We start from the raw sequence: 23,327 nt of genomic DNA on the forward strand, positions 1-23,327 counted from the left end.
AGTGTTCTACAAATTTGCAATTATAGAAATAGGATGTTATCTTATTTATAGAGATGCGAAACAAAAAAAGTCATATTTAAATTAAGAGAACAGTCTAGTCCACTGTTCTCTTTCCTTTTGGGCGAGTAGATTATTCTGCTTGTCTTTTTAGTTATTTTACTTGGTATTAAAAGCCTATCATAATATAATGAGAATGTAGGTTTTTCAATTTAGGATGTGAAAATTGTGAAGAAAAATGATTTTGGAAAGGAGAAGAAGGTAACAAAGCAACAGAAAAAAATACAAGATGCGTTTGATAATAAGCGTAAGGTAGAAGTTATTCCTGCAAAAATATCTGATTCGCATATCCAGAAGAAAAGAGTAGCTGCATATTGCAGAGTAAGCACGTATGCAGAATCCCAATCAGGGAGTTTCGAGCTACAAATACAATCGTATAAAGAGAAAATTAGGTTGAATCCTGAATGGAAACTAGTTGATATTTATGCGGATAGAGGAGCATCGGGTACCACTATCAAAAAAAGAGAACAATTCAATCGTATGTTAAATGATTGCCGATTGAATAAGATTGATTTGATTATTGTGAAAAATATTAGTCGATTCTCAAGAAATGTATTAGATTTTATTTCAATTTACAGGGAATTGAAAGCGTTAACTAATCCTGTAGGAGTATATATTGAAGATTTGAATATAAATACTTTAGATACTACTAGTGAAACATTATTATTAATGTTAAGTGTAGTAGCACAAGCAGAGAGTGAACAGAAGAGTGAAGCTATTACATGGTCTATTATTGAACGATTTAAAAAAGGATTACCTATAATTCCCACACATAACTTCTTAGGATTTACTAAAGATAGATTTGGTAAGGTTGTTATTGAGGAATCAGAAGCTGAAATAGTTCGTTTCATCTATAAAAATTTTCTTGAAGGAGTTCGGGCTGTTGATATAGCAAGTCTTTTAAATGAAACGAATATACCAACTGTAGCAGGCAATAAGTGGAAATCTTCATCAATTTATCGTGTGTTAAGAAATGAGAAGTATTTTGGCTTAGTTATCATGCAAAAGACTTTTACCGTAGATTGCTTTACACATAAGAAAAAAGTCAATCATGGTGAGAAGCCCCAGTATTTATTGAGAAATGGGTTACCTGCTATTGTATCTGAAGAAGATTGGGAATTGGTTCAAGAATTATTGTTAAATCCAAGAAAAGGGTTCAAAAAGAAAGTTGTCAAAAATATTGAAAAACCTAGGAATTTTGTTTCTACTATTAAGTCAGGTGTATTTAAAGGATTTATTGTGATTGATACGAAATGGACAAAAGAAGAAGTCGCTGAAGTATTGTCGAAAGGAGAACACCAATAATGAGTAAAATAAATTTTGACGATTATAATTTTGAAGTAATTAGCGTAGAAACGACTGGTAGTTATTTGTTGACTCTCAATAAAAATTCGTTGACGTTTGATAAATCAATCGCAGAAGCATTAGGTTATACAAGTCACGTAAAACCACTTTTAGATAGAGAAAATAAAGTGTTTGCTATTCAAGCATGTAAAGCAAATTCTCTAAAGTCTATTCCGTTTTCAAAACCTGAAAGTCAACAAAAAGGAAGTATCAAGATGCAATATGGTGCAATAAGAAATTTACTCAGGTCACTAATGGGAGATAAATGGAAAGAAGAGATGAGGTATCAATTTAAAGGAGATTTAATACCTGACAAAAAAGCTATGATTTTTGAATTAGAAAAGTTTGAAGAATTATCGCCGTTCATTCCTAGGAATACAAAGTAAATATAAGTTCTAAAGACAGGCATGGTCATGCTTGTCTTTTATTTATACATGACTTATACGAGGCTGCTTGCTATAATTAGAAAGGCAAGATTATGATTAGGGGCTGACAAATGGATACTCGATTAATGCAACAAATTAAAGATATTTTAAAAGAGTTCCCGCAATATTGGAACGGTGAAGAGCTACAAAGACCAATGGTTATTGATGATTTGAAAAATTATGATGCTTTGTTAATTTCAGCATTATTAAAAAATCAGAAAATTAGAGAAAATTATTCGATAAAAGCTGGAGATGTCGTTATTTTTAAAGTGCAAGAATTTATTGACATTTTGAGATATAAAGATTATTGGACAGATAGCTATACTAAATATTCAAATACGATTGGACTATCAAGTGAGGGGAAATATCTTCAATATAATACAGATGTGGTGTTAGATTTTCCTTACAAAGACTGCATTTTAGAAGGTGGTATGACCAAAGAAGATACTGGAAAAGAAGAAGTTTTCTATAATGAAGTCATTGCCAGAGATGAAATAGATACCCTTTTAGCACCGAAAGCATTTGTGAATGTAAAAAAATATGATTCTGATGGTGAACATAAAGTTGACTCTTTTAGTAATGAAGATAATTTAATTATTAAAGGTAATAATCTATTAGCTTTGCATTCATTGAAAGAAAGATATGCAGGGAAAGTAAAATGTATTTATATTGACCCACCATACAATACCGGAAAAGATGGATTTCAATACAACGACAAGTTTAATAGAAGTTCTTGGCTAATTTTCATGAAAAATAGACTTCAAAGTTGTTATGACTTACTAACAAATGAAGGTGTTATTTTAGTCCAAATAACTGACAAAGAAGGTCATTATTTAAAGGTATTAATGGATGGTATATTTGGTGAAAATAATTTTATCTGTCAAATTATTTGGAAAAAGCGTGGTGGTGCCCCTAATGATAAAGTGATTGGGGCTGTTCATGAATATATTCTGATGTATGTCAAAAATGTTGAACAGTTAGAAATATTCAAAATGAAAAGAAATAAAGAACAACTTGCTAGGTATAAAAATCCTGATAATCATCCCAAAGGGGCGTGGGCATCAGATAACCTAATGGCAAATGTCAAAGGTGGACGTTATGTAAAATCACTTTATTATCCTATAATAAATCCAAATACAGGAGAAGAATTCTATCCAAGTTCAAATGGTAATTGGCGATACAATAAAGCCAGAATGCAAAATTTACTTGATAATGATGAGATTTTTTTCGGTATTGATGGGAAAGGTAGACCTAAACTAAAAAGATTTTTATCTGACTTAAAAGATGGCGTTCCTTATTCTACAATATGGGATGATATACCAAAAGGCAATTCTGGAACTAAGGAAGTTCTAGGTTTATTTGGAAGTGTGAATATTTTTGATACAGCTAAACCAGAGGGACTAATTAAGAGAATTCTAGATATGACTACTAAAGAAAATGATATAGTCTTGGATTTTTTCATGGGTTCAGCAACAACCCAAGCTGCTGCTATGAAAATGAATAGAAGATTTATTGGAATTGAACAGATGGACTATATCAATACTGTTTCTGTTCCAAGGCTCCAAAAAGTAATTGAAGGAGAACAAGGCGGAATTTCTAAAGATGTCAATTGGCAAGGTGGAGGTTCATTTGTTTATGCTGAATTGATGGAATTAAATCAATTATATATGAACAAAATTGACCAAGCATCTACCAAAGAAGAATTGGCTGAATTATGGGATGAATTAGATAACAATGCTGATTTGAACTTCCAATTGGATAAAGAAAAATTAACTAATGAATTGTTAAAAGAGCAAGACGAAGAGGATTCTATTACTTTTAATGACCTAACTTTTGACGAACAAAAAGAAATTTTCAAAAAAGCATTAGATAAGAATCAATTATATGTTCCATATTCTGAAATTGAAGATGCAAATGTTATCATATCTGATGATGATAAATTCTTTAACCATAGTTTTTATAATGGCGAGGTGGACTAGTCATGGTAAAAGAACGGTTATATGAATGGTTAGATAGAGAAATGAGAACCATTACTTATGCAATGAATACCCATGAAGTTCCTAAATATGTAAAAGCTAATTTAAAAGATGAACTTCGTCCTTATCAAGAAGAAGCCTTTAGAAGATTTCAATTTATGCAAGATGATAATTTACTTTCAGGCATTAGTGATGCAGGCTTTCAAAGAAAACATTTGCTTTTTAATATGGCTACTGGTTCTGGGAAGACTATGGTAATGGCAAGTTTGATGTTGTATTTATTCAAAGAATTTAACTATCAAAACTTCATTTTTATTGTAAATACAGATGCGATTATTAAGAAAACACATGAAAACATGTTAAACAGTAGTTCTAGTAAATATCTTTTTAATCCAAATGGTATTTTTATTGATGGCGAACAAATTATGATTCAATCAGTAGCTAACTTTCCAACAGTAAAAGATAAAAACACTATTTATCTAAAGTTGACTACCATTCAAAAAATTCATGGAGAATTGAATAAGCCTAGGGAAAATGGTATATCTCTAGAGAGTTTAGAAGAGGAAGATATTGTCATATTAGGTGATGAAGCCCATCATTTTAATGCTTCCACAAAGAAAGAAAAAGAGCAAGAAACTTCTTGGGAAAATACTATTAACAAAATGCTGTATCAGAGAAATAGTAATAAACTCTTAGAGTTTTCTGCAACTATTAATATGGATAATAAGAATATATCACAAAAATATAGTGATAAAATTCTTTACAAATATGATTTAGGCGAATTCATGAATGATAGGTATTCCAAGAATGTATTAAGACTTCAATCTTCTGATAATGATGATGAGAAAATGAAAGATGCTATACTTTTAAGCCAATATCGAAAATTAATTGCTAGAGAAAATGGTATATCTTATTTCAAACCAATTGTCATGTTTAAATCAAGCAAAATTAAGATTTCTGAGGAAAAACAACAAGATTTCAATACTATCATAGAGAATTTATCTGTTGAAAGTTTATCTAAATATATCAATCAAAGGCAAACAACTGTATCATCGAATTCCACACTTTATAAAGCTTTTTCTTATTATTTAGAACAGGATTTAGATAGTGTTATTCGAGAAATTCAGGAGGATTTTGAACCCAGAAACATTCTAAATGCAAATGAGAAAAATATGTTGAGTGTTGATAATGCTGTATTACTAAATAGCTTGGAAAACATCAATAATCCCATACGAGTTATTTTTGCAGTAGCAAAGCTTAATGAGGGGTGGGATGTTTTAAATCTGTATGATATTGTCCGCATATCAGAAGGTGCAGGAGTAACTAGAACCGCTACAGATAGTGAAGCACAATTAGTTGGACGTGGTGCCAGATATTTTCCATTTGAATATGAAAGAGAAAAAAGCTACCAACGTAGATTTGATAATGTGAATAGTGACTTGCGTTTCTTAGAAACGTTGCACTATCATACGATTAATGAAAAAGGTTATTTAGCTAATCTTGAAAAATCAATGAATGCTGTTAATTTGATTAGTTCTAGTGATGAAACTATTCGTTATCTCTCTACAAAATTAAAAAATTCATTCAAAAATTCCCCAGTCTATAAACAAGGAAAACTATTTATAAACGAAAGTAGAGTTACTACTTCTGCAGATTTCAACTCCTTAAAAAAATTTGCTATACCTGATGTGTGGGAAATTGAGTATATCGGTTCAACGATTGAGACGGATTACCAAGGAAATATAAAACAAGTAGATACCTTGGAAAGAAATATTGAATTTTTAACAGTAGACAAAAGATTCTTTAAAAAGGCATTGCAACGAAATCCGTTTTATAAATTCTCCAATTTAAAAAAATTTCTACCTATGCTTAAATCTAAAAGCGAGTTATTAACAAGTAATGATTATTTTAATGGAATGAAAATTAGAGTTTCTTTGCCTAATGGGCAGACTATTTCTAATTTATCTGCTTATGAAAAAATTGATATTTTAGATAAGTTTTTAGGTTTTTGTGAAGATAAAATTCGTAAAAACTATAAAAAGAATTTGGGTTAAAAGTATTTAAACCAATACCTATCAATGAAACTTTATCGGATTATGAAGTAGTTGTTCCTAAATATGAAACTGGCTATATTTCCCAACATATTGATATTTATAATATGAAAGGGAAGGATAAAAACTGGTATGTGTATAATGAGGCTATTATGAATCGTTTAGAGTATGACCTAGTAAAATTGATGGGGAGCTTTATTCAAGAGTTAGAAGCTAAATATCAACAAGTGTATCTAATCCGAAATGATGAAAAATCGACTCGATATAGATTAACTGAGTTTGATGGAACAAGAGGATTTATGCCTGATTTTATCCTCTATTTGGAGAACCAAGAGTTCGTTTATCAAGTATTTATCGAACCTAAAGGTGAGGATAGGGAAAAAGAAGATATTTGGAAACAAGAAATGCTTTATGAAATGAATAAGCAGATAGAAATTATTGGGGAAAATAAAGATGTTTGCTTATATGGCGTAAAATTTTATAATGCTAAGAATAAAGAAGAATTTATTCATGAATTGTCTGAAAAAGTAAATGATGGAAATTCTTTGGATGGTAAATTAGATTTGTTTATGGAATAGGTATGAATAATCTATAACTGGGAATAATGCGAAATAATTTTTAAGATAGACTCTTTAATTCGTTAAAATATAACTTTTATTAAATTAAGGAGTCTATATTATTGATTGGAGTAGATAAGTTTGAATATCCAAAAAGCATTAATCGAGCTAACGATAAATGGAGTAGTTACTTGTAAACAGCTTGCCGATTTTTACGATACTTACCACAAAAATAAAGAATTTATGGATGCAGTTGATTTTCTAAGTGGAAGTATTCAAATAGATATGGGGCAATTAAAGGACGAATTGTATGCTTCTGAAGATTCACATGTATTAGGGGCTGTGGAATATATGCAAAAACATTATCCTTCAGCAATCTTATTGATAGATTTAATTCCTAAAAATAAGAGAAAATTTATTCACTAGTTACTTGGAATGTTCAAATCTCTAATATAAAAAATATTAATTAGTTATGCACAAGTTTCCAGTATTGCAAAGTAGAAACAGTAATTTTTATGTTTCTACTATTATATACTGGAAAATCTAGACATCGTTTGATAAGATGCTAGAGACATAAGAAATGCAACCTAAAGATTGTAGATAGCTGACCAGTATTTATAGTTTCTCGATTGAAAATGCTGATTTATCAGCATTTATTGAGAAGAAGAGCAAAAGAAAGTTTTAAGTGCTGTTGCAACAAACCGCTGGTGAAATCAAAGGGAATAACTTGCGAAGCAACGTTATTCGATGGTTCATTGTCTCGTACTGACCGGATTGCTAAATACAACCAATTATTACGTATCGAAGACCAATTAGGCGAAGTTGCTGAATACAAAGGCGTTAACGCATTCTACAACTTGAAAAACAAATAATCATTGCTAATTAATTAGTGAATTGAAGCAATTTAAAGCCTGTGAGAATTTTCTCATAGGCTTTTTTGCTATTTTAGGCTATTAAGGATACCAATTTTTGCGTACTGCCAGTTTTCACGTATTGCTAAGTACAAAAGGTGCCAAGTTAGTCATACCTGCGTATTAACTAGATGAGTTAAAAAATATAAAAAAGGCTATTAAGCAAGCACGATTAATCTCAACATTAGTTGACTGGAAAAGCTATTTGCCATTTCGTTGAAGAAAATTTGCGCAAGTAAAACCCTATGCGTGTTAGGCTGTAGTTGAATAAAAGAAAATCGTTAGTGTTATGACAAATCCCATCAACTACTAACACCGACAATATGACTTGAAATACGGTCACAAATCAGCAAAGCCATTTCGTCAGCACTCTCAATCATACCGCCATTACACCAACTTCTGATAACATTAAATAAGCCGCCAGCAAGGAACTTGATATTATACGATCGATATTTTGGTGAACATTCTATATTGCATACCAATTTTTCAGAGAATGATTCTAGAAATTCAACTAATTCAGATAGAATGAGTATTGCCGAAGTTGATTTAAATATTGTGATAAAGAAATCCTGTTCTTGCCGCAAAGTTTCAAAATATATCCGTGTCAAATTAAAATTATCAACGTCCTCTTCAGTAAGACTATTTCTATACTTGTTATTGATTTCCCTAATCTGACATTTTACTACATCTTCTAAGCTATCGTAATTTCTGTAAAAGGCCATTCTAGAAACACCAGCTTTATTAGCTACCTCGCTAACTGATATCTTGTTGTAATCTTTATTTTTGGCGAGCAATATGAGAGCCTGAGAAATAGAATTTCTTGTAAGTTCCTTTTGCTCTTCATTATATGAATTGGACATAACAAAGCCTCCCGTTCTGTAACATCGCTGTGTATAAGAATTGCTTATTTCAATAGCAAAAACTATACTACAAATCACAAGGCGTTACAACTGAAACGTCAATTCGATATTGGAGTGATTTTATTGTGAAAACTTGGTTTATAACTGGTGCTACAGGTGGGCTTGCAACAGCTGTAATTAAACAATTACTTGAAAATGGTGACAGGATTGCGGTTACTTCCAGAAAAGAGGGTGCTTTTGACGACTTGAAAAAACAATATGGTGATCAGCTTTGGCAAAGTTCATTAGACTTATCCGATGAAGATGATGTAAAGCGTACTGTAAACGCGGCATTTAATGATCTTGGAAAGATCGATGTTTTACTAAACAATGCTGCATATGGTTTGTATGGTGCTATCGAAGAAATTTCTGAGCGGCAAATGAAAGACGTTTTTGAAATCAATCTTTTTGGCTCTTTGAGAACCGCAAAAGCTTTTCTTCCTCATTTTAGAAAACAGGGTGGTGGACAAATCATACAAATATCAAGTATGGCTGGCCATTATTCTACACCTGCAATGGGAATGTATAGTGCCTCAAAATGGGCTGTTGAAGCTGCTTTTGAGGCTTTGTCACAAGAAGTTGCTCCCTTCAATATTCGTGTAACAATTGTGGATCCTGGCGGTATAAGAACTAACTTTGTTGGTAGAAATGGTGCTTTTGGCGATCGTTTATCTGCCTACGATAATACGCCGACAGGAAAAATTACGGATATCATGCAAAATGGCTTAACTGGAGCAAGTCAAGCAGAAATTGATTCTTATCTTAAAACAATTGCAGGGGATCCCCAAAAAATGGCGACAAAGATTGTATCGCTTACACAAACCGATACTCCTCCGTTAAGAATAGTCTTAGGTAGTGACGCATTTCAAAAAATTCATTCTAGCTTAATCTCGCGAATTCATGCTCTAGAAGAAAATAAAACATTATCATGGTCTACTGACGCAGACGATTACACTAAATAGTGGTGTTAGGATGATTTAGTGGACACAGATCTTTTAGGTTAGTTTTCTGTTCAATTCTAACATAAAAGTTTTCTGTGTTTTTGAGAACGTTAACCTTTTTAAACTTATGGTGGAAAAAATTATCAGGTATAGCCGACCGGATTGCTAAATACAACCAATTATTACGTATCGAAGACCAATTAGGCGAAGTTGCTGAGTACAAAGGCGTTAACGCATTCTACAACTTGAAAAACAAATAATTATTGCTTAGTTTAAGACCACAGACAGTTTTGTCTGTGGTCTTTTTTTGTCTCTATGCAAAAATATAAAATTCTACACGAATAGTCATTTTAAAGAAGTTGATTTCTGTCTGCTTCATACTCAGATTTTCTTATAGGTGTTTCTAATTCTTATTTAACAGGAAGCGGTATTTTTATTTGTCGTAGAAAGATTAGCGCACAAGCGATAAAGACAACGCCTAAAACAGCAGGGGTTACGTGGCTAAAGCGATAAAGTTGCCCAACAACAATAGGACCGATAATCCGTGCCAAAGCTTGGATGCTTTGGGCACCACCTTGTACTTGTCCTTGGGTATTTTCATCAGCAGATTTTGACAGCAGGCCGTTAAATGCAGGGCCAAAGATAGCATCGCCTAAACTAAAAATTATCATGCCTAAAACAAAAATGATTGCCTGATGGGTAAGATAGGCGCTACCAATAAAGAGATAGCCGAAAATTTCTGCTATCATACCCAAGGAGATAATTTTTTGATCGGAAAAATGTTTCAAAAGTAAAGGCATAATAAAGGTTTGAGATAGAATATCTAAAATACCGATCAGCGAGAATATCAGACCGATAATTGTCGGCTTCCAAGCAAAAGTATCGATTGAAAATTGTGAAAAAATTGCCTGCAAGCCGCCATTAGGTAACCAAAGTAAAAAGGCGGTAAATAAAAGGCGATTAATGATGGGTAACTTTAAAATTGTAAGCAATTGCTTTAACGGATTCAATTTTTGAAAAGAAATGTTTTGACTTCTTCTTTCTTGTGACAAGCTTTCAGGCATAAAAAAGAAACCATAAGCTGCATTCAATAAGCTAATTGCGGCCCCAACAAAAAATGGGGTGCTGTTACCAAAATTAGCTAACAAGCCGCCGATAACTGGTCCTAGTGCGGTACCAATACCTACAATGGCGCTAATCCAGCCAAAATATTGTGTTCGTTTTTCAAAGGGCGTAATATCGGCAAAGTAAGCGAAAATCGCTGCAATTTCACCGCCGGTAATGCCGTCAATGATGCGTCCTAAGAACAATAGCCATAACGAGCCACCGACACCAAAAATACTATAACCAATGGCAGCCCCAATTAAACTGATAATCAAAATCGGGCGTCTACCAAAGTGATCACTTAATGCACCTAAAATCGGCGCTGCTAAAAACAGCGCGGTTGCATAAGCTGCGGCTAAACATGTTACAACGCTTGCTTGTTGACTAACCTTAACATAAGGTGCGACTAAAAATGGTAAGACTGGATTTACAATCGTTAGGCCTAGTCCGGTTAAAAAGACTGAAATAAAACCAAAAATTAATGCATGTTTATTTGAATAAGAGTGGTTCATCTAAATTTCCTCCAATGTAATTTTGTTTCTTTGTTAACAAAAACGAGTGTAAAACTTTTATGTTTCTTTGTCAACAAAAAAACCACACGCATGATTTACTTTCAAGTGTGTGGCTTTTACAAATTATTGATTAGAGTAAGCTAGGGAATTAGCGGGATTTTGGCAATTTTTTCAAGTGTTCACGGTAGCGGCCGATAAAACGAAAAACAGTGTCAAATTCTTCATCGGTCATATTCGTAAAAACTTCTTTATCACGATTGGCAAAGCGCTGATGTAGCATTTGGTGGGTTTGGTTAATGTGTTCTCCTTGAGTTGTTAAACGAAAATAGATTTCTTTTTTATTTTCAGGTAATTGATAACTGGTGATTAACTCTTTTTCCATTAGTTTTTTAGTTAGTTTACTAATGGCACCGCGGGTCATATAAGTAGCATTGGCTAACTTGGTCACGTTGGGATGAGTGAGTAATCCGATTTTTTCAAGCAACTCAATTTCGTTTAGTTTATACCCTTTTAAGGCACTTTGCATTTCTGGTCGATTGAGCCAAACTAATTCATTCGTTAAATCCATCAGTTGACCCATCAGTACTTGTTGACGCTGCATAATTTTCACCTTCAATAAAATATGTTCTGGCGTAAGTATAGCATGTTTTTTATCGGTACCAACGTAAAAGATTTAAAAGAGAAAAATAAAAGGTTGAAAAAAACGATAAAAAAACATCAATTTTCTATTGTCATTTTGAAGATAATTGCGTATAGTTAATTGCGAGTGAGAATCATTATCAATTAGATAGTTAGGATTGTGCATGTGAAAAAAATAGGAATCTTTTTACTTGTCATTTTATGTCTGTTTTCAATTTTTATTGGTGTGGGAGAAATGCACCTTACTGGTTTGATAGCTGGAACCAAGAGCCAATGGCTTCTTTTAGAAGAAACGCGTTTACCTCGGACTGTCAGTATTGTTTTAGCGGGAAGTATGCTAAGTGTTTGTGGTCTTGTGATGCAAAAGGTATTACAAAATCGTTTTGTTTCTACGAGTTCGATTGGCATGATGGACTCAGCTCGTTTTGGAATCTTACTAGTCATGTTATTTATGCCCAACAGTAGTATCTTGCAACGTTCCTTTGTTGCTTTTATTTTTAGCTACATTGGTGTTTTAGCTTTCCTATTTTTGACCCGGCTATTGCCAAAAAATAACCCATTAATCGTTCCATTAACAGGCATGATGTTTGGTAATGTGCTTGGTGCACTTGCCAATTTTTTTGGCTATCAATTTCAGTTGGTGCAAAATATGTCTTCTTGGTTACAAGGAAATTTTGCGACAATTATGAAAGAAGATTATCGTTTGATTTATTTAACGATCCCGGTGTTTATCATTATTTTTTTGTTGTTACAACAAATTATGGTGTTAAGTTTAGGTGATGATTTGGCACAAAATTTAGGAGTGAATGTTAAATTAATGCAGTTTTGCGTCTTGGGCTTAGTCGCATTAGGCTCGAGTGTTGTTTTAATCATGGTCGGCAGTATCCCTTTTTTAGGGATAGTCGTGCCAAATCTTGTGACGTGGTATTTCGGAGATCATTTGAATCACTCTTTGGGTTTTACTGCCATTTTCGGTGCAAACTTCTTATTAATTTGCGATTTATTGGCCCGCGTGTTAATTGCCCTCTACGAGTTGCCGGTTAGTGTTGTCGTCGGGGTGATTGGTGGCATTATTTTTCTAACGTTAATTATAAGGAGGCGCAAATTTGCATGAAAATTTATGGGATAAAAGTTCTATTGCTAACGCTTTTAGCCTGCCTTTTAGTAGGACTATATCTAAGTTATGGGACATATGGAAATTGGTCTTTTGCCTTGGAATTGCGAGGAAAGAAGCTTTTAGCCTTCATCTTAGTTGCGATTTTAACCACAGTTAGCACGATTACTTTTCAAACATTGACGCAAAATAAGTTTTTAACCCCTGGTATCTTGGGAATTGATCAGTTATATGTACTGGTGCAAACAGGCTTGTTTTTTCTACTAGGTGGTGTGAATCTCTTGGCAGAAAAGTCAACGGGATTGTTTTTATTGAACATTATCTTAATGGCAGGACTCAGTGTTGTTTTTATTGTTTTTTTTCTAGGAAAATCAGGAAAAGACTTATTTACTCTCTTACTAGTGGGGATGGTTGCCTCAAGCTTATTTTCAAGTATTAGTACTTTTTTGCAGGTTTTAATGGATCCAAATGAATATGATTTATTGCAAGGACGGCTTTTTGCTAGTTTTAGTAATGTTTCAAGCCATCATTTAGTTATCAGCGCAGGATTATTGCTGATCATTGTCGGGTTTTTCTGGTATTTTACCCCTGAGTTAGATGCCTTGCACTTAGGAGTCGATCTAGCTGTCAATTTAGGGATTTCGGTTGCTTTTTTACAAAAGGTATTGCTATTTTTGATTGCTGCCGCTACTGGAATTGCTACGGCTTTAGTAGGCCCCACAATCTTTTTAGGTTTTGTGATTGCAACCATTAGCTATGAAGTCTTCCCTAAGGAAAACCATCGCCAGCTTTTTGTAGGAGCCAGTTTAATTGCGGTAATCTTTTTAGTTGGCGGCCAATTTTTATTAGAACAAGTATTTGGCTTAAAAACGACAATCAGCATTTTAATCCAATTTATTGGGGGATTATTTTTTATCATTAAAATTATTTTGGAAAGGAAAAAGGCATGATTGAAGTTAAAGAAGTAAGTAAAGTGTATCAACAAAAAATTGTCTTAGATAAAATTGAACTCCAACTTCCTAAAGGTGAGCTCGTTGCCTTTATCGGTCCCAATGGTGCCGGCAAAAGTACCTTGTTAAGTATTATGAGCCGCCTGCAAGGTGAATTTAGCGGAGAACTTTTTATTGATAATGGTGAAATCAGAACATGGCATTCCAAAGAATTAGCCAAACGACTGGCCATTTTAAAGCAGAATAATCAACTTCAAGCACGCTTAACAGTAGCCGAATTAGTCGCGTTTGGTCGCTTTCCGTATAGTCGTGGTCGTTTAAATGAAGCAGATAAAAAAATTGTATCTGCGGCCATTGCTGCCATGTCTTTGACAGATCTCTCGGCAGCTGAGTTGCAAAATTTATCTGGCGGGCAATTACAAAGAGCCTATATCGCCATGATTTTAGCACAAGATACAGAATATATTTTATTAGATGAGCCATTAAACAATTTAGATATGAACCATGCTAATCAGATGATGCGCCTTTTAAAAAAATTAGTAAAAGAAACAAATAAAACGATTTTCTTAGTTATTCACGATATTAATTTTGCTGCCGCTTTTGCCGATACCATCGTCGCCTTGAAAGACGGTGCATTATTCAAGATAGGGACAGCCGCAGAAGTCATTACTTCTGAAGTTTTAGGTGAGCTTTATGAAATGGAAGTACGGGTTTGTGAGTTGATGGGAAAACGAGTCTGCATGTATTTTGACGCAACAGATATTAGCGGTTAACCGCTTATCAATAACTTTTTTTGGGAGGATATGATGAAAAAAACAGTTTTAATGGTGATAGCAACGGTGATGTTGGTATTAGCCGGATGTAGTAATAATAGTAGTGCCGATACAAAAGAGTCAACGGCTGCAAAAGATAAGAGTGAAGTGACAATTCAAGATGCTAATGGCAAAATAACCGTGCCCAAAGCGCCAAAAAAAGTAGTCGTCTTTGACAATAGTGCTTTAGATACGATGAATGTTTTAGGTGTTGGCGATAAAGTAGTGGGTGCTGCAACAGATAACTTGCCTGATTTCTTACAAGACTATAAAAAAGTTGAATCTGCAGGTGGAATTAAAGAACCAGACCTGGAGAAAATTAACGCATTAAAGCCCGACTTAATTATTATTTCAGGGCGGCAACAAGATTTTCAAAAAGATTTAGAAAAAATTGCGCCCACAATTTTCTTTTCAACGGATAATAACGATACGTGGGGCTCGATTCAAAAACAAATAAACGCCATTGCTAAAATCTTCGATAAAGAAGCAAAAGCGAAAAAAGAAATTGCTTTGTTACAAGAAAAAATTGATGCCACACATAAAAAAGCCTCTACTAGTGGAAAGGCATTGGTATTATTAGCAAATGAAGGCAGTATCTCAGCTTATGGTAAAGGTTCTCGTTTTGGCATTGTCCATGATACCTTTGGCTTTAAAGAAGCTGATGATAAAATCAAAGCTTCAACCCATGGACAAAATGTTTCTTATGAATATGTATTGGAAAAAAATCCTGCAATTATCTTTGTCGTAGATCGCACGAAGGCAATTGGTGGGGATGATAGTCAAAATAACGTTGCCGCTAATGAATTAGTGAAACAAACAGATGCTGGCAAAAATCAAAAGGTTATTAGTTTAGATCCAAGCGTTTGGTATCTGGCAGGTTCAGGTTTAGAGTCTGTTAAAAGCATGCTTGAAAATGTCAATCAAGCCTTTTAATACTCTTCAAAAAGCGTATCTTAGTGATTGTAACTAAGGTGCGCTTTTATTATTGCGAATTTGTATCGTTTGTATTATAATTTATAATACAAAGGGGTGAGGGCATGTTATTAGAGATCAACACACGTTCTGAAATTCCAATTTACCAGCAACTAAGCGAGCAAATAATTATGGGAATCGCAACTGGCGAACTTGCAATCGGTGAAAGTTTGCCAACGGTACGACAATTGGCAGACGAATTAGGCGTTAATACGATGACGATTTCAAAATCGTACAATCAATTAAAAGAAGCGGGCTATTTAATTACCGACCGCAGAAAAGGCTCCGTTGTGACTTTGCCGCAAGCTTACCAAGAGACAGACAAAACAGACTTAAAAAAACGATTGGCACAGCTATTAGCAGAAGCCAAAATTCACCAACTAAAAGAAGTGGAATTACAAACGTTTGTTGCTGATATCTGGTCGAATTTTCCAGAACTGGAGGAAAAAAAAGACTAGCTTTATCTGCTTAATAGAAAGAAGGAATGAAAAATGCTTGTTGTGATTTTAATTGGGGTACTTATTTTTGTGAATGTCATTATGGCTTTTTCATTGGGACTCGCAGCTAAACCCCACAAAAATGTTATTTTGGAAAATACATTGCCAAAAGAAGTCTTGGAAAAACAAGAAGTCAAGGCTTTAACCAAAAAGTATCGGTTGCGTTTATGGCAGATTGCAGGGATTTTTAGTCTATTGAATTTTACGATGTTTTTGACACAGTATGAATCTTTTTTAATGACTCTATTTTGGCTGTTACTGCTTATTCCCATGGGTGCTTTTTATGGGACCGAGATTTTTTATATTCGTCAAATGGCGCAACTGAAAGCAAAAAAAGGGTGGCAATTACCAGTAACTCCTATTTTGGTTGATACCAAGCTAACTCAGACTAAAAATCGAAAAATGCTTGGTTTTAAATATTTAATCCCTGCCTTTATTTTGTCTGTTGTCTTAGCTTTAATCATGTTGAAAAGTCAAAATGATAATGCTGTGATTTTATCGATTTCTTTGGTTGTTGGAGGGCTGATTTCTGCAGGTCTTTTGTACAGCGTGAAACGTTTGCCCGTCTCTGCACCAACGAAGGATGAAGCCATTAATCGACAATATAACGATTTAACTAAGCATGACTGGTCAGTTGTTGCCGTTGGCAGCGCTTATGGTATCTTAGTTGCCTTAGTAATGCCCTTTTTTGCGAGTCAATTAAGTGGACTTTGGGCCCAAATCACGGTTTGGCTACTTTTAATTCTGGTGGTTGGCTTTAGTTTTTTACTGGTGGCCTATTTAATTTCACTGCGGAAAAAACAAGATGCACTTTTAAGCCAAGTGACAGAATTTCGCTATCAAGGAGAAGATCAGTACTGGCGTTTTGGTGTCTATATTAATGAAAGCGACCATCGTTTATTATTACCGGACCGAATTGGGTTGAATATGACCATGAATTTAGGTAGACCGATGGGTAAAATTTTTATGGGGGCAATTGTCCTCTTGGTAGTGGGCGTATTATTTGCTACTTTAATTCCAATTTATTTGATGGATTTTACCAAAGATCCTTTTCAAGCAGCGTTAAAAGAAGATGAATTAGTTTTAAAGGCGCCTTTTGCTGCTACTAGTGAAGTCAAATTAGCCGATATTCAACAGGTGACCTTGGTTGACAAATTAAAAAGTCCAGTAGAGCGTACGAGCGGTTACGGTGGTGAGGATTACAGTACTGGTTATTACATGGTTGCTGATAAAAAGGCGACCCTTTATTTAGACAACCGTTCTTTGCCTTTTTTAAAGATTACAACTAAAAATCGTGATTATTACTTCACTTTTAAAGAAGAACAGAAAACCAAACAACTCTATCAAAAATTAGTAACGAAACTTCAATCATATAGCAAAGCGTAGACAAAAGAGGTCTGCGCTTTTTTTGTGTAAAGGAATTCATATTGGCACTTTTAAAAGTTTTATTTTTGGACAATGAGTAAAAAATGTCTAAAAAATAAGGTGAAAAAGTAGTTTATTTTTGCACAATGAAATCTTCAGGGCTATTCTTAAATCAGAGGAAAAATGACCGGTTTAAAGTTTCAGTGAGAGGAAGTGACAATGATGAAAAAAGGATTACTACGTTTAGGCATTGGGGTTGCAGTTTTATCCCTTGGGGTTGCCTATATTGCTAAGAAAACAGGCTTTTTTGAAGATGATAGTCATTTGTATGACGAATTTGAAGCATAACAGGAGGCACTTTACCTGCTGTAATGTTTTGATTGGAGGGAATTACGATGAGAAAAAACAAAGCGATTATGATTGGTGCCGGACTTGCTAATATGGCGGCTGCGGTTTATTTAATTCAAGAAGGAAAATGGTCAGGCGATAAAATTACCTTTTATTCATTGGATGATCATGGCTCAAATGATGGTTCACCCTTAAAAGATGCAACCGATGAATATTGGAATAAAAACCACCCTTTAGAAAATCAAAAAGGTTATATTGCCCGTGGTGGTCGGATGTTGAATTATCGGACGTATGTTGATTTGATGGATCTTTTAGAACGCGTGCCATCAGTGACAGAAGAAAATATGACTGCTGCAGAAGATACGCGTGATTTTGATGCCAAACATCGTACATTTGACAAAGCACGGTTGATGCAAGGTGGCAAAGGGATTATCGATGGGGGCCATTTAGGTTTTAGCAATAAAGATAGAATGTTGTTAACAAAACTCATTGCTATGCCAGACTCAGAAGAAGAAAAATTGGATAATGTGACGATCGCAGAATATTTCAAAGATTCACCGACATTTTTTGAAACAAACTTTTGGTATATGTGGGAGACTACTTTTGCTTTTCGGACAAAAAGCTCAGCCCAAGAATTACGTCGTTACATGCATCAAATGATTTATGAATTCACTCAAATTGAACATTTAGTTGGGGTGAATAGAACGCGCTACAATCAATATGAAAGTATCATGTTACCATTAATCAACTATTTAAAAGATCAAGGAGTTACCATTGTTTTAGATCGTTTGGTAACAGATTGGGAATTTAAAGAAACAACAATGCAAGATGAAATTACTGTTACTGGTCTGCACATGCTAAACACTCAAACCAACGAAGAAGAATTTGTCCCAGTCGATGACGATACAGCGGTCATTTTCACGAATGGTTCGATTACCGATGCGGCTACAATGGGTGACTATACTACTCCGGCTGTTGAAAATATGGATTATGGTGCAGCTTCTAGTCTTTGGAAAAAAGCGGCTGAACGTTTTTATAATCTTGGAAATCCAGATAAATTTTTTGCCGATCGTGACGCTAGTGAATGGGTCAGCTTTACATTGACAACAAAAGACCATTTGCTATTAAATGAGATTGCGCGAATTACTACACAAGAACCTGGTAATGCCTTGAATTCTTTCTTATCAACAACTCCGATTACGCCGTTAAATCAAGTGGATGTGAATATGTCGATTGTAGTCCACCATCAACCGCATTTTACGACGCAAAAACCAAATGAAACCGTAATTTGGGGCTACTTCTTATATCCACGCCGCAGAGGTGAATTTGTCGATAAACAATACATTAAAATGACAGGCAAAGAAATGGCGCAAGAATTGATTGGTCAACTATCAAAAGTTGATCCAGGTCCGGTCAATATTAAAGAACGAGAAGCAGAAATTTTGGACAGTATCATTAATAATATCCCTGTCTATATGCCTTATGCTTCGGCTTTATTTAACAATCGGGCGAAAGTTGACCGTCCTAAAGTAATTCCTAAACACAGTACCAACTTGGCTTTCACGGGTGAATTTGTGGAACAACCTTACCAAATGATTTTCACAGAACAAAGTGCTGTACGCTCTGGTGAAATTGCGGCTTTCCATTTTGCAGGTATTCCAATGAGTCGTTTGGTTAAAACACCGCGTTACGACAAGGATTTACCAACTTTATTACGAGCCGCTAAAAAGATGTTTGAATAAAAGTGGGGTTGGCGTTTAAGTTTTGCTGAAAAAGCTTTAAACATGAAACCTGTAAGAAGAATTTAAGTAGTGTCAAGGTGGGCACTGCTTAGATTCTTTTTTTGTCTAAAAGTAGTATTTTTTTTTCAAGAAAAACATTGATTGGAGCGTTTTAGCGCTGTCTGGTCTTTCAAAGGGCTCTGTTTTATGATTCCTTCAGCTTTTCCTATTGGGCTTATTATTTTTGGGTAATTGTTGAAATTTTCAAAAAATTCATGACAAAATCCTGAAAGTGTTGTACCATAGCAAAAAGCACCTTAAGAATAGGTCAAAGGAGAGTGGTTTGGCATGAAAATAAACTGGGATGAATTGGGTTTTGATTATATTAAATTACCTTATCGTTTTATCGCCCATTGGAAAAATGGCGCGTGGGACAGCGGTCAATTAACAGAAGATGAATATTTGCCCATCCACGAAGGCTCTACTGCCTTACATTATGGTCAGCAATGTTTTGAAGGTTTAAAAGCCTACAGCAGAAAAGATGGAAAAGTAAATTTATTTCGAGCCGATCAAAATAGTGCCCGCATGAATAGGAGTGCGCGGCGCTTGTTGATGCCTGAGGTACCAGAAGAGCTTTTTCTTGGTGCAATTAAACAAGTTGTGGCAGCAAACCGTGAATTTGTGCCACCTTATGGTACTGGTGGTACGTTATATATTCGTCCATTATTAATTGGCGTGGGACCAAATATTGGTGTTCACGCAGCACCAGAGTATATTTTTACTGTTTTTTGTATGCCGGTGGGAGCGTATTTTAAAGGTGGTTTGACGCCAACGAATTTTATTGTTTCTGATTATGATCGGGCTGCGCCAAATGGAACCGGAGCTGCCAAAGTTGGTGGTAACTATGCGGCTAGTTTATTACCAGGCGAAAAAGCACAAGAACGTAACTTTTCAGATTGTATTTACTTAGATCCCGAAACGCACACAAAAATTGAAGAAGTCGGTTCTGCCAATTTCTTTGGAATTACCAAAGAAAATGAGTTTGTAACCCCAAAATCACCATCGATTTTACCAAGTATCACCAAATATTCTTTATTGTATCTAGCAAAAGAGCGCTTGGGATTAGAAGCTTTAGAAGAAGATGTGCCAATGGATAACTTGGATCGTTTTAAAGAAGCTGGGGCTTGCGGCACGGCCGCGGTTATTTCACCGATTGGTGGTATTCAATTTGGGGATGATTTTCACATCTTTTATTCTGAAAAAGAAGTCGGACCCGTTACACAACAATTATATGATGAATTGACTGGCATTCAATTTGGTGATAAAAAGGCGCCGGCAGGTTGGATTATTACGCTTGCTTAAAACGTAAAAAAAGCAGTAGCGAAATTTCGCTACTGCTTTTTTGTTCACTTTACTTTTTTAATAAGTCAGCTAAGTTTGGCATGTCATGAATTTCATAACGTTCTTTGAATGCTTTGATTTGTTCTGCTGAGAAGTTATTTGGATCAAGTTCCATTGCATCAACCGGGAATGGACGATCGTTTGCAATTTTCACTTCAATAACAACCGGACGATCACTTTCTTTTGCCGCATCAAAAGCGGGGGCTAATTGATCGTAGTCTGTAATTGTAAAGCCTTTTGCTCCCATTGCTTCGGCTGCTTTACCAAAATCAACGTCATATAAATCAACACCAAAGATTGCTTTATTGGTTTCTTCTTGTTCTGCTTCAATGAAACCAAGTGAATCGTTCGTTAAGATCACGTTAATGATTGGTAATTTGTATTTTACTTGCGTGATGATATCTTGCATATTCATAGCAAAACCACCATCACCATTGATTGTGAAGACTTGACGATCTGGGTAACTTAATTTAGCACCAATTGCACCTGGCACCGCATAGCCCATCGTAGCAAACCAACCAGAAGTTGTAAATTGTTGTTTGCCGTTCATTTCCAAATGACGAACGGAATGTGTCGTAACATTCCCGACATCAACAACGAAAATTGCGTCATCTTCAGCAATTCGATTAATTTCTTTGTAAACGGGTTCTGGACGCATTGGTTTGCGGGCATCATCGTAGAAACTACGACGCCAATTATGCCAGTTTTTAATATTTTCTTGGTTTGCTTTGTACCAATTGTCAGCAGAGCGCGCTTCTCCAAGTTCAGTTAAACGTTGTAAAGTTAAAATACCATCACCTAAAATCGCAACGTCAACATCATGACGACGTCCAAATTTTGAACCATCAATATCTACTTGAATGAATTTAGCGCCTTTGTTGAACATAAAGTTACCAAATGGGAAATTGCTACCAACTGAAATAATTAAATCAGCACTAAGCAAGGCTTCATTAGCAGGTTTAGTTGCTACACGTGCAGCAGAGCCTAAATAATTTTCATAGTCATCGTTAATAATTCCCTTAGCTAAAACTGCGGCTGCAACCGGCATACTAAAGTGTTCAGCAAAAGCTTTAACAACATCGGCGCCACCGCGAACTCCTTGGCCGATATATAAAACAGGTTGTTTTGCTTCTTTAATTAGTGGCAAGGCAGCTTTTAATTGGGCTTCATTTGGTTGAATTGTTGCAGTTTGATATGTTGCAGCCGTTGAAACGAAGTTGTCTTCAATTTCAGCATAGCCGTAATCAACGGGAATAGTAACGACAGCGACACCACTGTGGCGATAAGCCGCTTTAATTGCTTCATCGATTACAAATGGCAAACTTTCAGCATTCATAACCGTCCGATTGTAAACACTAACATCTGCAAAAATTGGATTTTCATTTAATTCTTGGAAAGCGTTGGTGTTCATAGCTGTTGATGCAACTTGACCAAGTAAGGCTAAAACAGGGACGTGATCCATTTGGGCATCATATAGACCGTTGATCAAATGTGTTGCACCAGGACCCGCAGAACCAAAGACAGCACCGATTTTGCCAGTTACTTTTGCATCAGCTGCAGCAGCTAGTGCCCCAGTTTCTTCATGACGGACTTGAATATATTTGATATGATTTTGTTCATCGAATAAAGCATCCATTGTGGAGTTGAAGGAACCACCAGGTAATCCGTATAAATGATCAATTCCCCAATCTTCCATGACTTTTAACATTGCGACGCCGGCATTGATTTTTGTCATTTTAAACACTTCTTTCTTATTTATATCGCGCGCTTTAAAGAACGCTCGTTTTATTGACCTGTCTTTATGTTACCGCCAATTAAAAAAAATTACCAATAATCTTACTCAAAGTAAGTAAAACGCCTGCAATCATTTACTTAATTACTGCTTGTGGGAATAAAAGGCGCAATTAAGCCTGCAAAAGCTTCAATATTTCGACTTTGAATAATAATTTTTCCTTGACCAGAAAAGCGATTCACTAGCCCTTCACCTGTTTTAAAACCAAAAGTGCCAGAAGCAAATTCAATGTGATAATCAAGGGACTTACTCCAAGCTAAGACATGCTCATTATCAACAACAAACTGTTGACTACCATCCATAGTGATTTCTACGAGATCGCCAAATCCATTGATCAGCATCATCCCTTCACCAGCGGTTTCCATAACGAATAAACCACCAGTACCGCCTAATAAGGCACCTTCTAATTTTTGACGTTGCATCGTATAAGAGACACTACTCTCACTGGCTAAAAAGGCCCCAGTATTTAAACGCCATTGTGTTGGACCAATTGGCAATTCTCGAATAGTACCAGGAGTCGAAGGCGCAATCGTAACTTGGGCATTCTCTGCATCTCCTTTTACTTTAGTAATAAAGAAGCTTTCACCACTGGACAATGAGCGACCAAGGGCTTTCATCATACCGCCGATTCCTTTTTTACCATTACTATTCATGTGACCTTCTAGTGTAACTAAACCATTGTGATAAACCATTGAACCTGGTTCGATTTGAACTTCTTCACCTTCTTGTAGTGCAATATCCACTAAGGGAAAAACCGAAGTAGAGCTTAATTTGTATTTCATTTGCTAACCTTCTTTCCTCATTCATATTATTATTATATGACAAACTTGCTTTTGGGCAAAAAGTTAACTTCTGACAAAGAAGAGGGTTATTTATGGTGGTTTGATTTTTGAAATGATAAACTAAATGCAAAGAGAAAGTTTATGTGGGCAGCTGAAT

21 protein-coding genes and 2 pseudogenes are annotated in these 23,327 nt (G+C 35.1%); 18 read left to right on the forward strand and 5 right to left on the reverse strand.

The features are described 5' to 3' along the window. Nucleotides 1-222 precede the first annotated feature (222 nt). The 7 genes and pseudogenes from P3T75_RS04130 to P3T75_RS04160 form a co-directional block, all read left to right on the forward strand. The gene (locus tag P3T75_RS04130; protein WP_328517243.1) at nucleotides 223-1,362 is read left to right on the forward strand and encodes a recombinase family protein; all 1,140 of its coding nucleotides are present in this window, start codon (nucleotides 223-225) and stop codon (nucleotides 1,360-1,362) included. Beyond that, nucleotides 1,362-1,787, forward strand: a complete 426-nt coding sequence (locus P3T75_RS04135) for a hypothetical protein (protein ID WP_282462293.1) — start codon at nucleotides 1,362-1,364, stop codon at nucleotides 1,785-1,787. Before P3T75_RS04130 ends, P3T75_RS04135 begins: the two co-directional genes overlap by 1 nt. A gap of 110 nt (nucleotides 1,788-1,897) precedes the next feature. Further along, nucleotides 1,898-3,805: a site-specific DNA-methyltransferase gene (locus P3T75_RS04140; protein WP_282462294.1), complete on the forward strand. Its 1,908-nt coding sequence runs from the start codon at nucleotides 1,898-1,900 to the stop codon at nucleotides 3,803-3,805. 2 nt (nucleotides 3,806-3,807) lie between these two features. After that, complete coding sequence (locus P3T75_RS04145; protein WP_282462295.1) at nucleotides 3,808-5,856, forward strand: DEAD/DEAH box helicase family protein; 2,049 nt, start codon at nucleotides 3,808-3,810, stop codon at nucleotides 5,854-5,856. Between the two features lie 104 nt (nucleotides 5,857-5,960). Next, nucleotides 5,961-6,431, forward strand: coding sequence for a hypothetical protein (locus P3T75_RS04150; protein ID WP_282462296.1), 471 nt, complete (start codon nucleotides 5,961-5,963; stop codon nucleotides 6,429-6,431). A 120-nt stretch (nucleotides 6,432-6,551) separates the two neighbouring features. Then, a complete protein-coding gene (locus P3T75_RS04155; RefSeq protein WP_282462297.1) occupies nucleotides 6,552-6,836 on the forward strand; it encodes a hypothetical protein in 285 nt (94 codons plus the stop codon). Between the two features lie 323 nt (nucleotides 6,837-7,159). Further along, a pseudogene (locus P3T75_RS04160) lies at nucleotides 7,160-7,282 on the forward strand (hypothetical protein); the annotation flags it as partial. Nucleotides 7,283-7,623: 341 nt separating this feature from the next. On the opposite strand, the gene P3T75_RS04165 reads toward P3T75_RS04160, so the two are convergent. Beyond that, nucleotides 7,624-8,181: a TetR/AcrR family transcriptional regulator gene (locus tag P3T75_RS04165; RefSeq protein ID WP_282462298.1), complete on the reverse strand. Its 558-nt coding sequence runs from the start codon at nucleotides 8,179-8,181 to the stop codon at nucleotides 7,624-7,626. A gap of 125 nt (nucleotides 8,182-8,306) precedes the next feature. On the opposite strand from P3T75_RS04165, the gene P3T75_RS04170 reads away from it, so the two are divergent. Then, complete coding sequence (locus P3T75_RS04170; RefSeq protein WP_282462299.1) at nucleotides 8,307-9,182, forward strand: SDR family oxidoreductase; 876 nt, start codon at nucleotides 8,307-8,309, stop codon at nucleotides 9,180-9,182. Nucleotides 9,183-9,316: 134 nt separating this feature from the next. Beyond that, nucleotides 9,317-9,421 (forward strand): annotated as a pseudogene (locus P3T75_RS04175) (hypothetical protein); the annotation flags it as partial. A 150-nt stretch (nucleotides 9,422-9,571) separates the two neighbouring features. On the opposite strand, the gene P3T75_RS04180 reads toward P3T75_RS04175, so the two are convergent. Together P3T75_RS04180 and P3T75_RS04185 are read right to left on the reverse strand one after the other, a co-directional pair. Next, the gene (locus P3T75_RS04180) at nucleotides 9,572-10,777 is read right to left on the reverse strand and encodes an MFS transporter (protein WP_282462300.1); all 1,206 of its coding nucleotides are present in this window, start codon (nucleotides 10,775-10,777) and stop codon (nucleotides 9,572-9,574) included. 148 nt (nucleotides 10,778-10,925) lie between these two features. Then, the gene (locus P3T75_RS04185) at nucleotides 10,926-11,378 is read right to left on the reverse strand and encodes a MarR family transcriptional regulator (protein ID WP_230709512.1); all 453 of its coding nucleotides are present in this window, start codon (nucleotides 11,376-11,378) and stop codon (nucleotides 10,926-10,928) included. 204 nt (nucleotides 11,379-11,582) lie between these two features. On the opposite strand from P3T75_RS04185, the gene P3T75_RS04190 reads away from it, so the two are divergent. The 9 genes from P3T75_RS04190 (at nucleotide 11,583) to P3T75_RS04230 (ending at nucleotide 20,557) form a co-directional block, all read left to right on the forward strand. After that, entirely contained in the window at nucleotides 11,583-12,530 is a 948-nt protein-coding gene (locus P3T75_RS04190; RefSeq protein ID WP_282462301.1) for an ABC transporter permease, read from the forward strand. After that, nucleotides 12,527-13,480, forward strand: a complete 954-nt coding sequence (locus tag P3T75_RS04195) for an iron chelate uptake ABC transporter family permease subunit (RefSeq protein ID WP_282462302.1) — start codon at nucleotides 12,527-12,529, stop codon at nucleotides 13,478-13,480. Before P3T75_RS04190 ends, P3T75_RS04195 begins: the two co-directional genes overlap by 4 nt. Further along, nucleotides 13,477-14,253: an iron ABC transporter ATP-binding protein gene (locus P3T75_RS04200; protein WP_230709180.1), complete on the forward strand. Its 777-nt coding sequence runs from the start codon at nucleotides 13,477-13,479 to the stop codon at nucleotides 14,251-14,253. The genes P3T75_RS04195 and P3T75_RS04200 overlap by 4 nt, the downstream gene beginning before the upstream one ends. A 33-nt stretch (nucleotides 14,254-14,286) precedes the next feature. Further along, the gene (locus P3T75_RS04205; RefSeq protein WP_282462303.1) at nucleotides 14,287-15,225 is read left to right on the forward strand and encodes a siderophore ABC transporter substrate-binding protein; all 939 of its coding nucleotides are present in this window, start codon (nucleotides 14,287-14,289) and stop codon (nucleotides 15,223-15,225) included. 104 nt (nucleotides 15,226-15,329) lie between these two features. After that, nucleotides 15,330-15,722 (forward strand): GntR family transcriptional regulator, encoded by a 393-nt coding sequence (locus P3T75_RS04210; RefSeq protein ID WP_282462304.1) that lies wholly within the window; start codon nucleotides 15,330-15,332, stop codon nucleotides 15,720-15,722. A gap of 33 nt (nucleotides 15,723-15,755) precedes the next feature. Next, on the forward strand, nucleotides 15,756-17,147 hold the full coding sequence (locus tag P3T75_RS04215) for a PH domain-containing protein (protein ID WP_282462305.1): 1,392 nt from the start codon (nucleotides 15,756-15,758) through the stop codon (nucleotides 17,145-17,147). A 201-nt stretch (nucleotides 17,148-17,348) separates the two neighbouring features. Then, nucleotides 17,349-17,474: a methanol dehydrogenase gene (locus P3T75_RS04220; protein ID WP_206904973.1), complete on the forward strand. Its 126-nt coding sequence runs from the start codon at nucleotides 17,349-17,351 to the stop codon at nucleotides 17,472-17,474. Between the two features lie 47 nt (nucleotides 17,475-17,521). Then, nucleotides 17,522-19,216: an oleate hydratase gene (locus P3T75_RS04225; RefSeq protein WP_282462306.1), complete on the forward strand. Its 1,695-nt coding sequence runs from the start codon at nucleotides 17,522-17,524 to the stop codon at nucleotides 19,214-19,216. A gap of 327 nt (nucleotides 19,217-19,543) precedes the next feature. After that, nucleotides 19,544-20,557 (forward strand): branched-chain amino acid aminotransferase, encoded by a 1,014-nt coding sequence (locus P3T75_RS04230; RefSeq protein WP_282462307.1) that lies wholly within the window; start codon nucleotides 19,544-19,546, stop codon nucleotides 20,555-20,557. Nucleotides 20,558-20,606: 49 nt separating this feature from the next. On the opposite strand, the gene spxB is transcribed toward P3T75_RS04230, so the two are convergent. Together spxB and P3T75_RS04240 are read right to left on the reverse strand one after the other, a co-directional pair. Continuing rightward, entirely contained in the window at nucleotides 20,607-22,331 is a 1,725-nt protein-coding gene (gene spxB, locus P3T75_RS04235; protein ID WP_282462308.1) for a pyruvate oxidase, read from the reverse strand. A 137-nt stretch (nucleotides 22,332-22,468) separates the two neighbouring features. Continuing rightward, on the reverse strand, nucleotides 22,469-23,170 hold the full coding sequence (locus tag P3T75_RS04240) for a TIGR00266 family protein (RefSeq protein ID WP_206904968.1): 702 nt from the start codon (nucleotides 23,168-23,170) through the stop codon (nucleotides 22,469-22,471). Nucleotides 23,171-23,327 lie beyond the last annotated feature (157 nt).

Origin of the sequence: Enterococcus montenegrensis (genome assembly GCF_029983095.1) — a bacterium.
Lineage (GTDB): Bacteria > Bacillota > Bacilli > Lactobacillales > Enterococcaceae > Enterococcus_C > Enterococcus_C montenegrensis.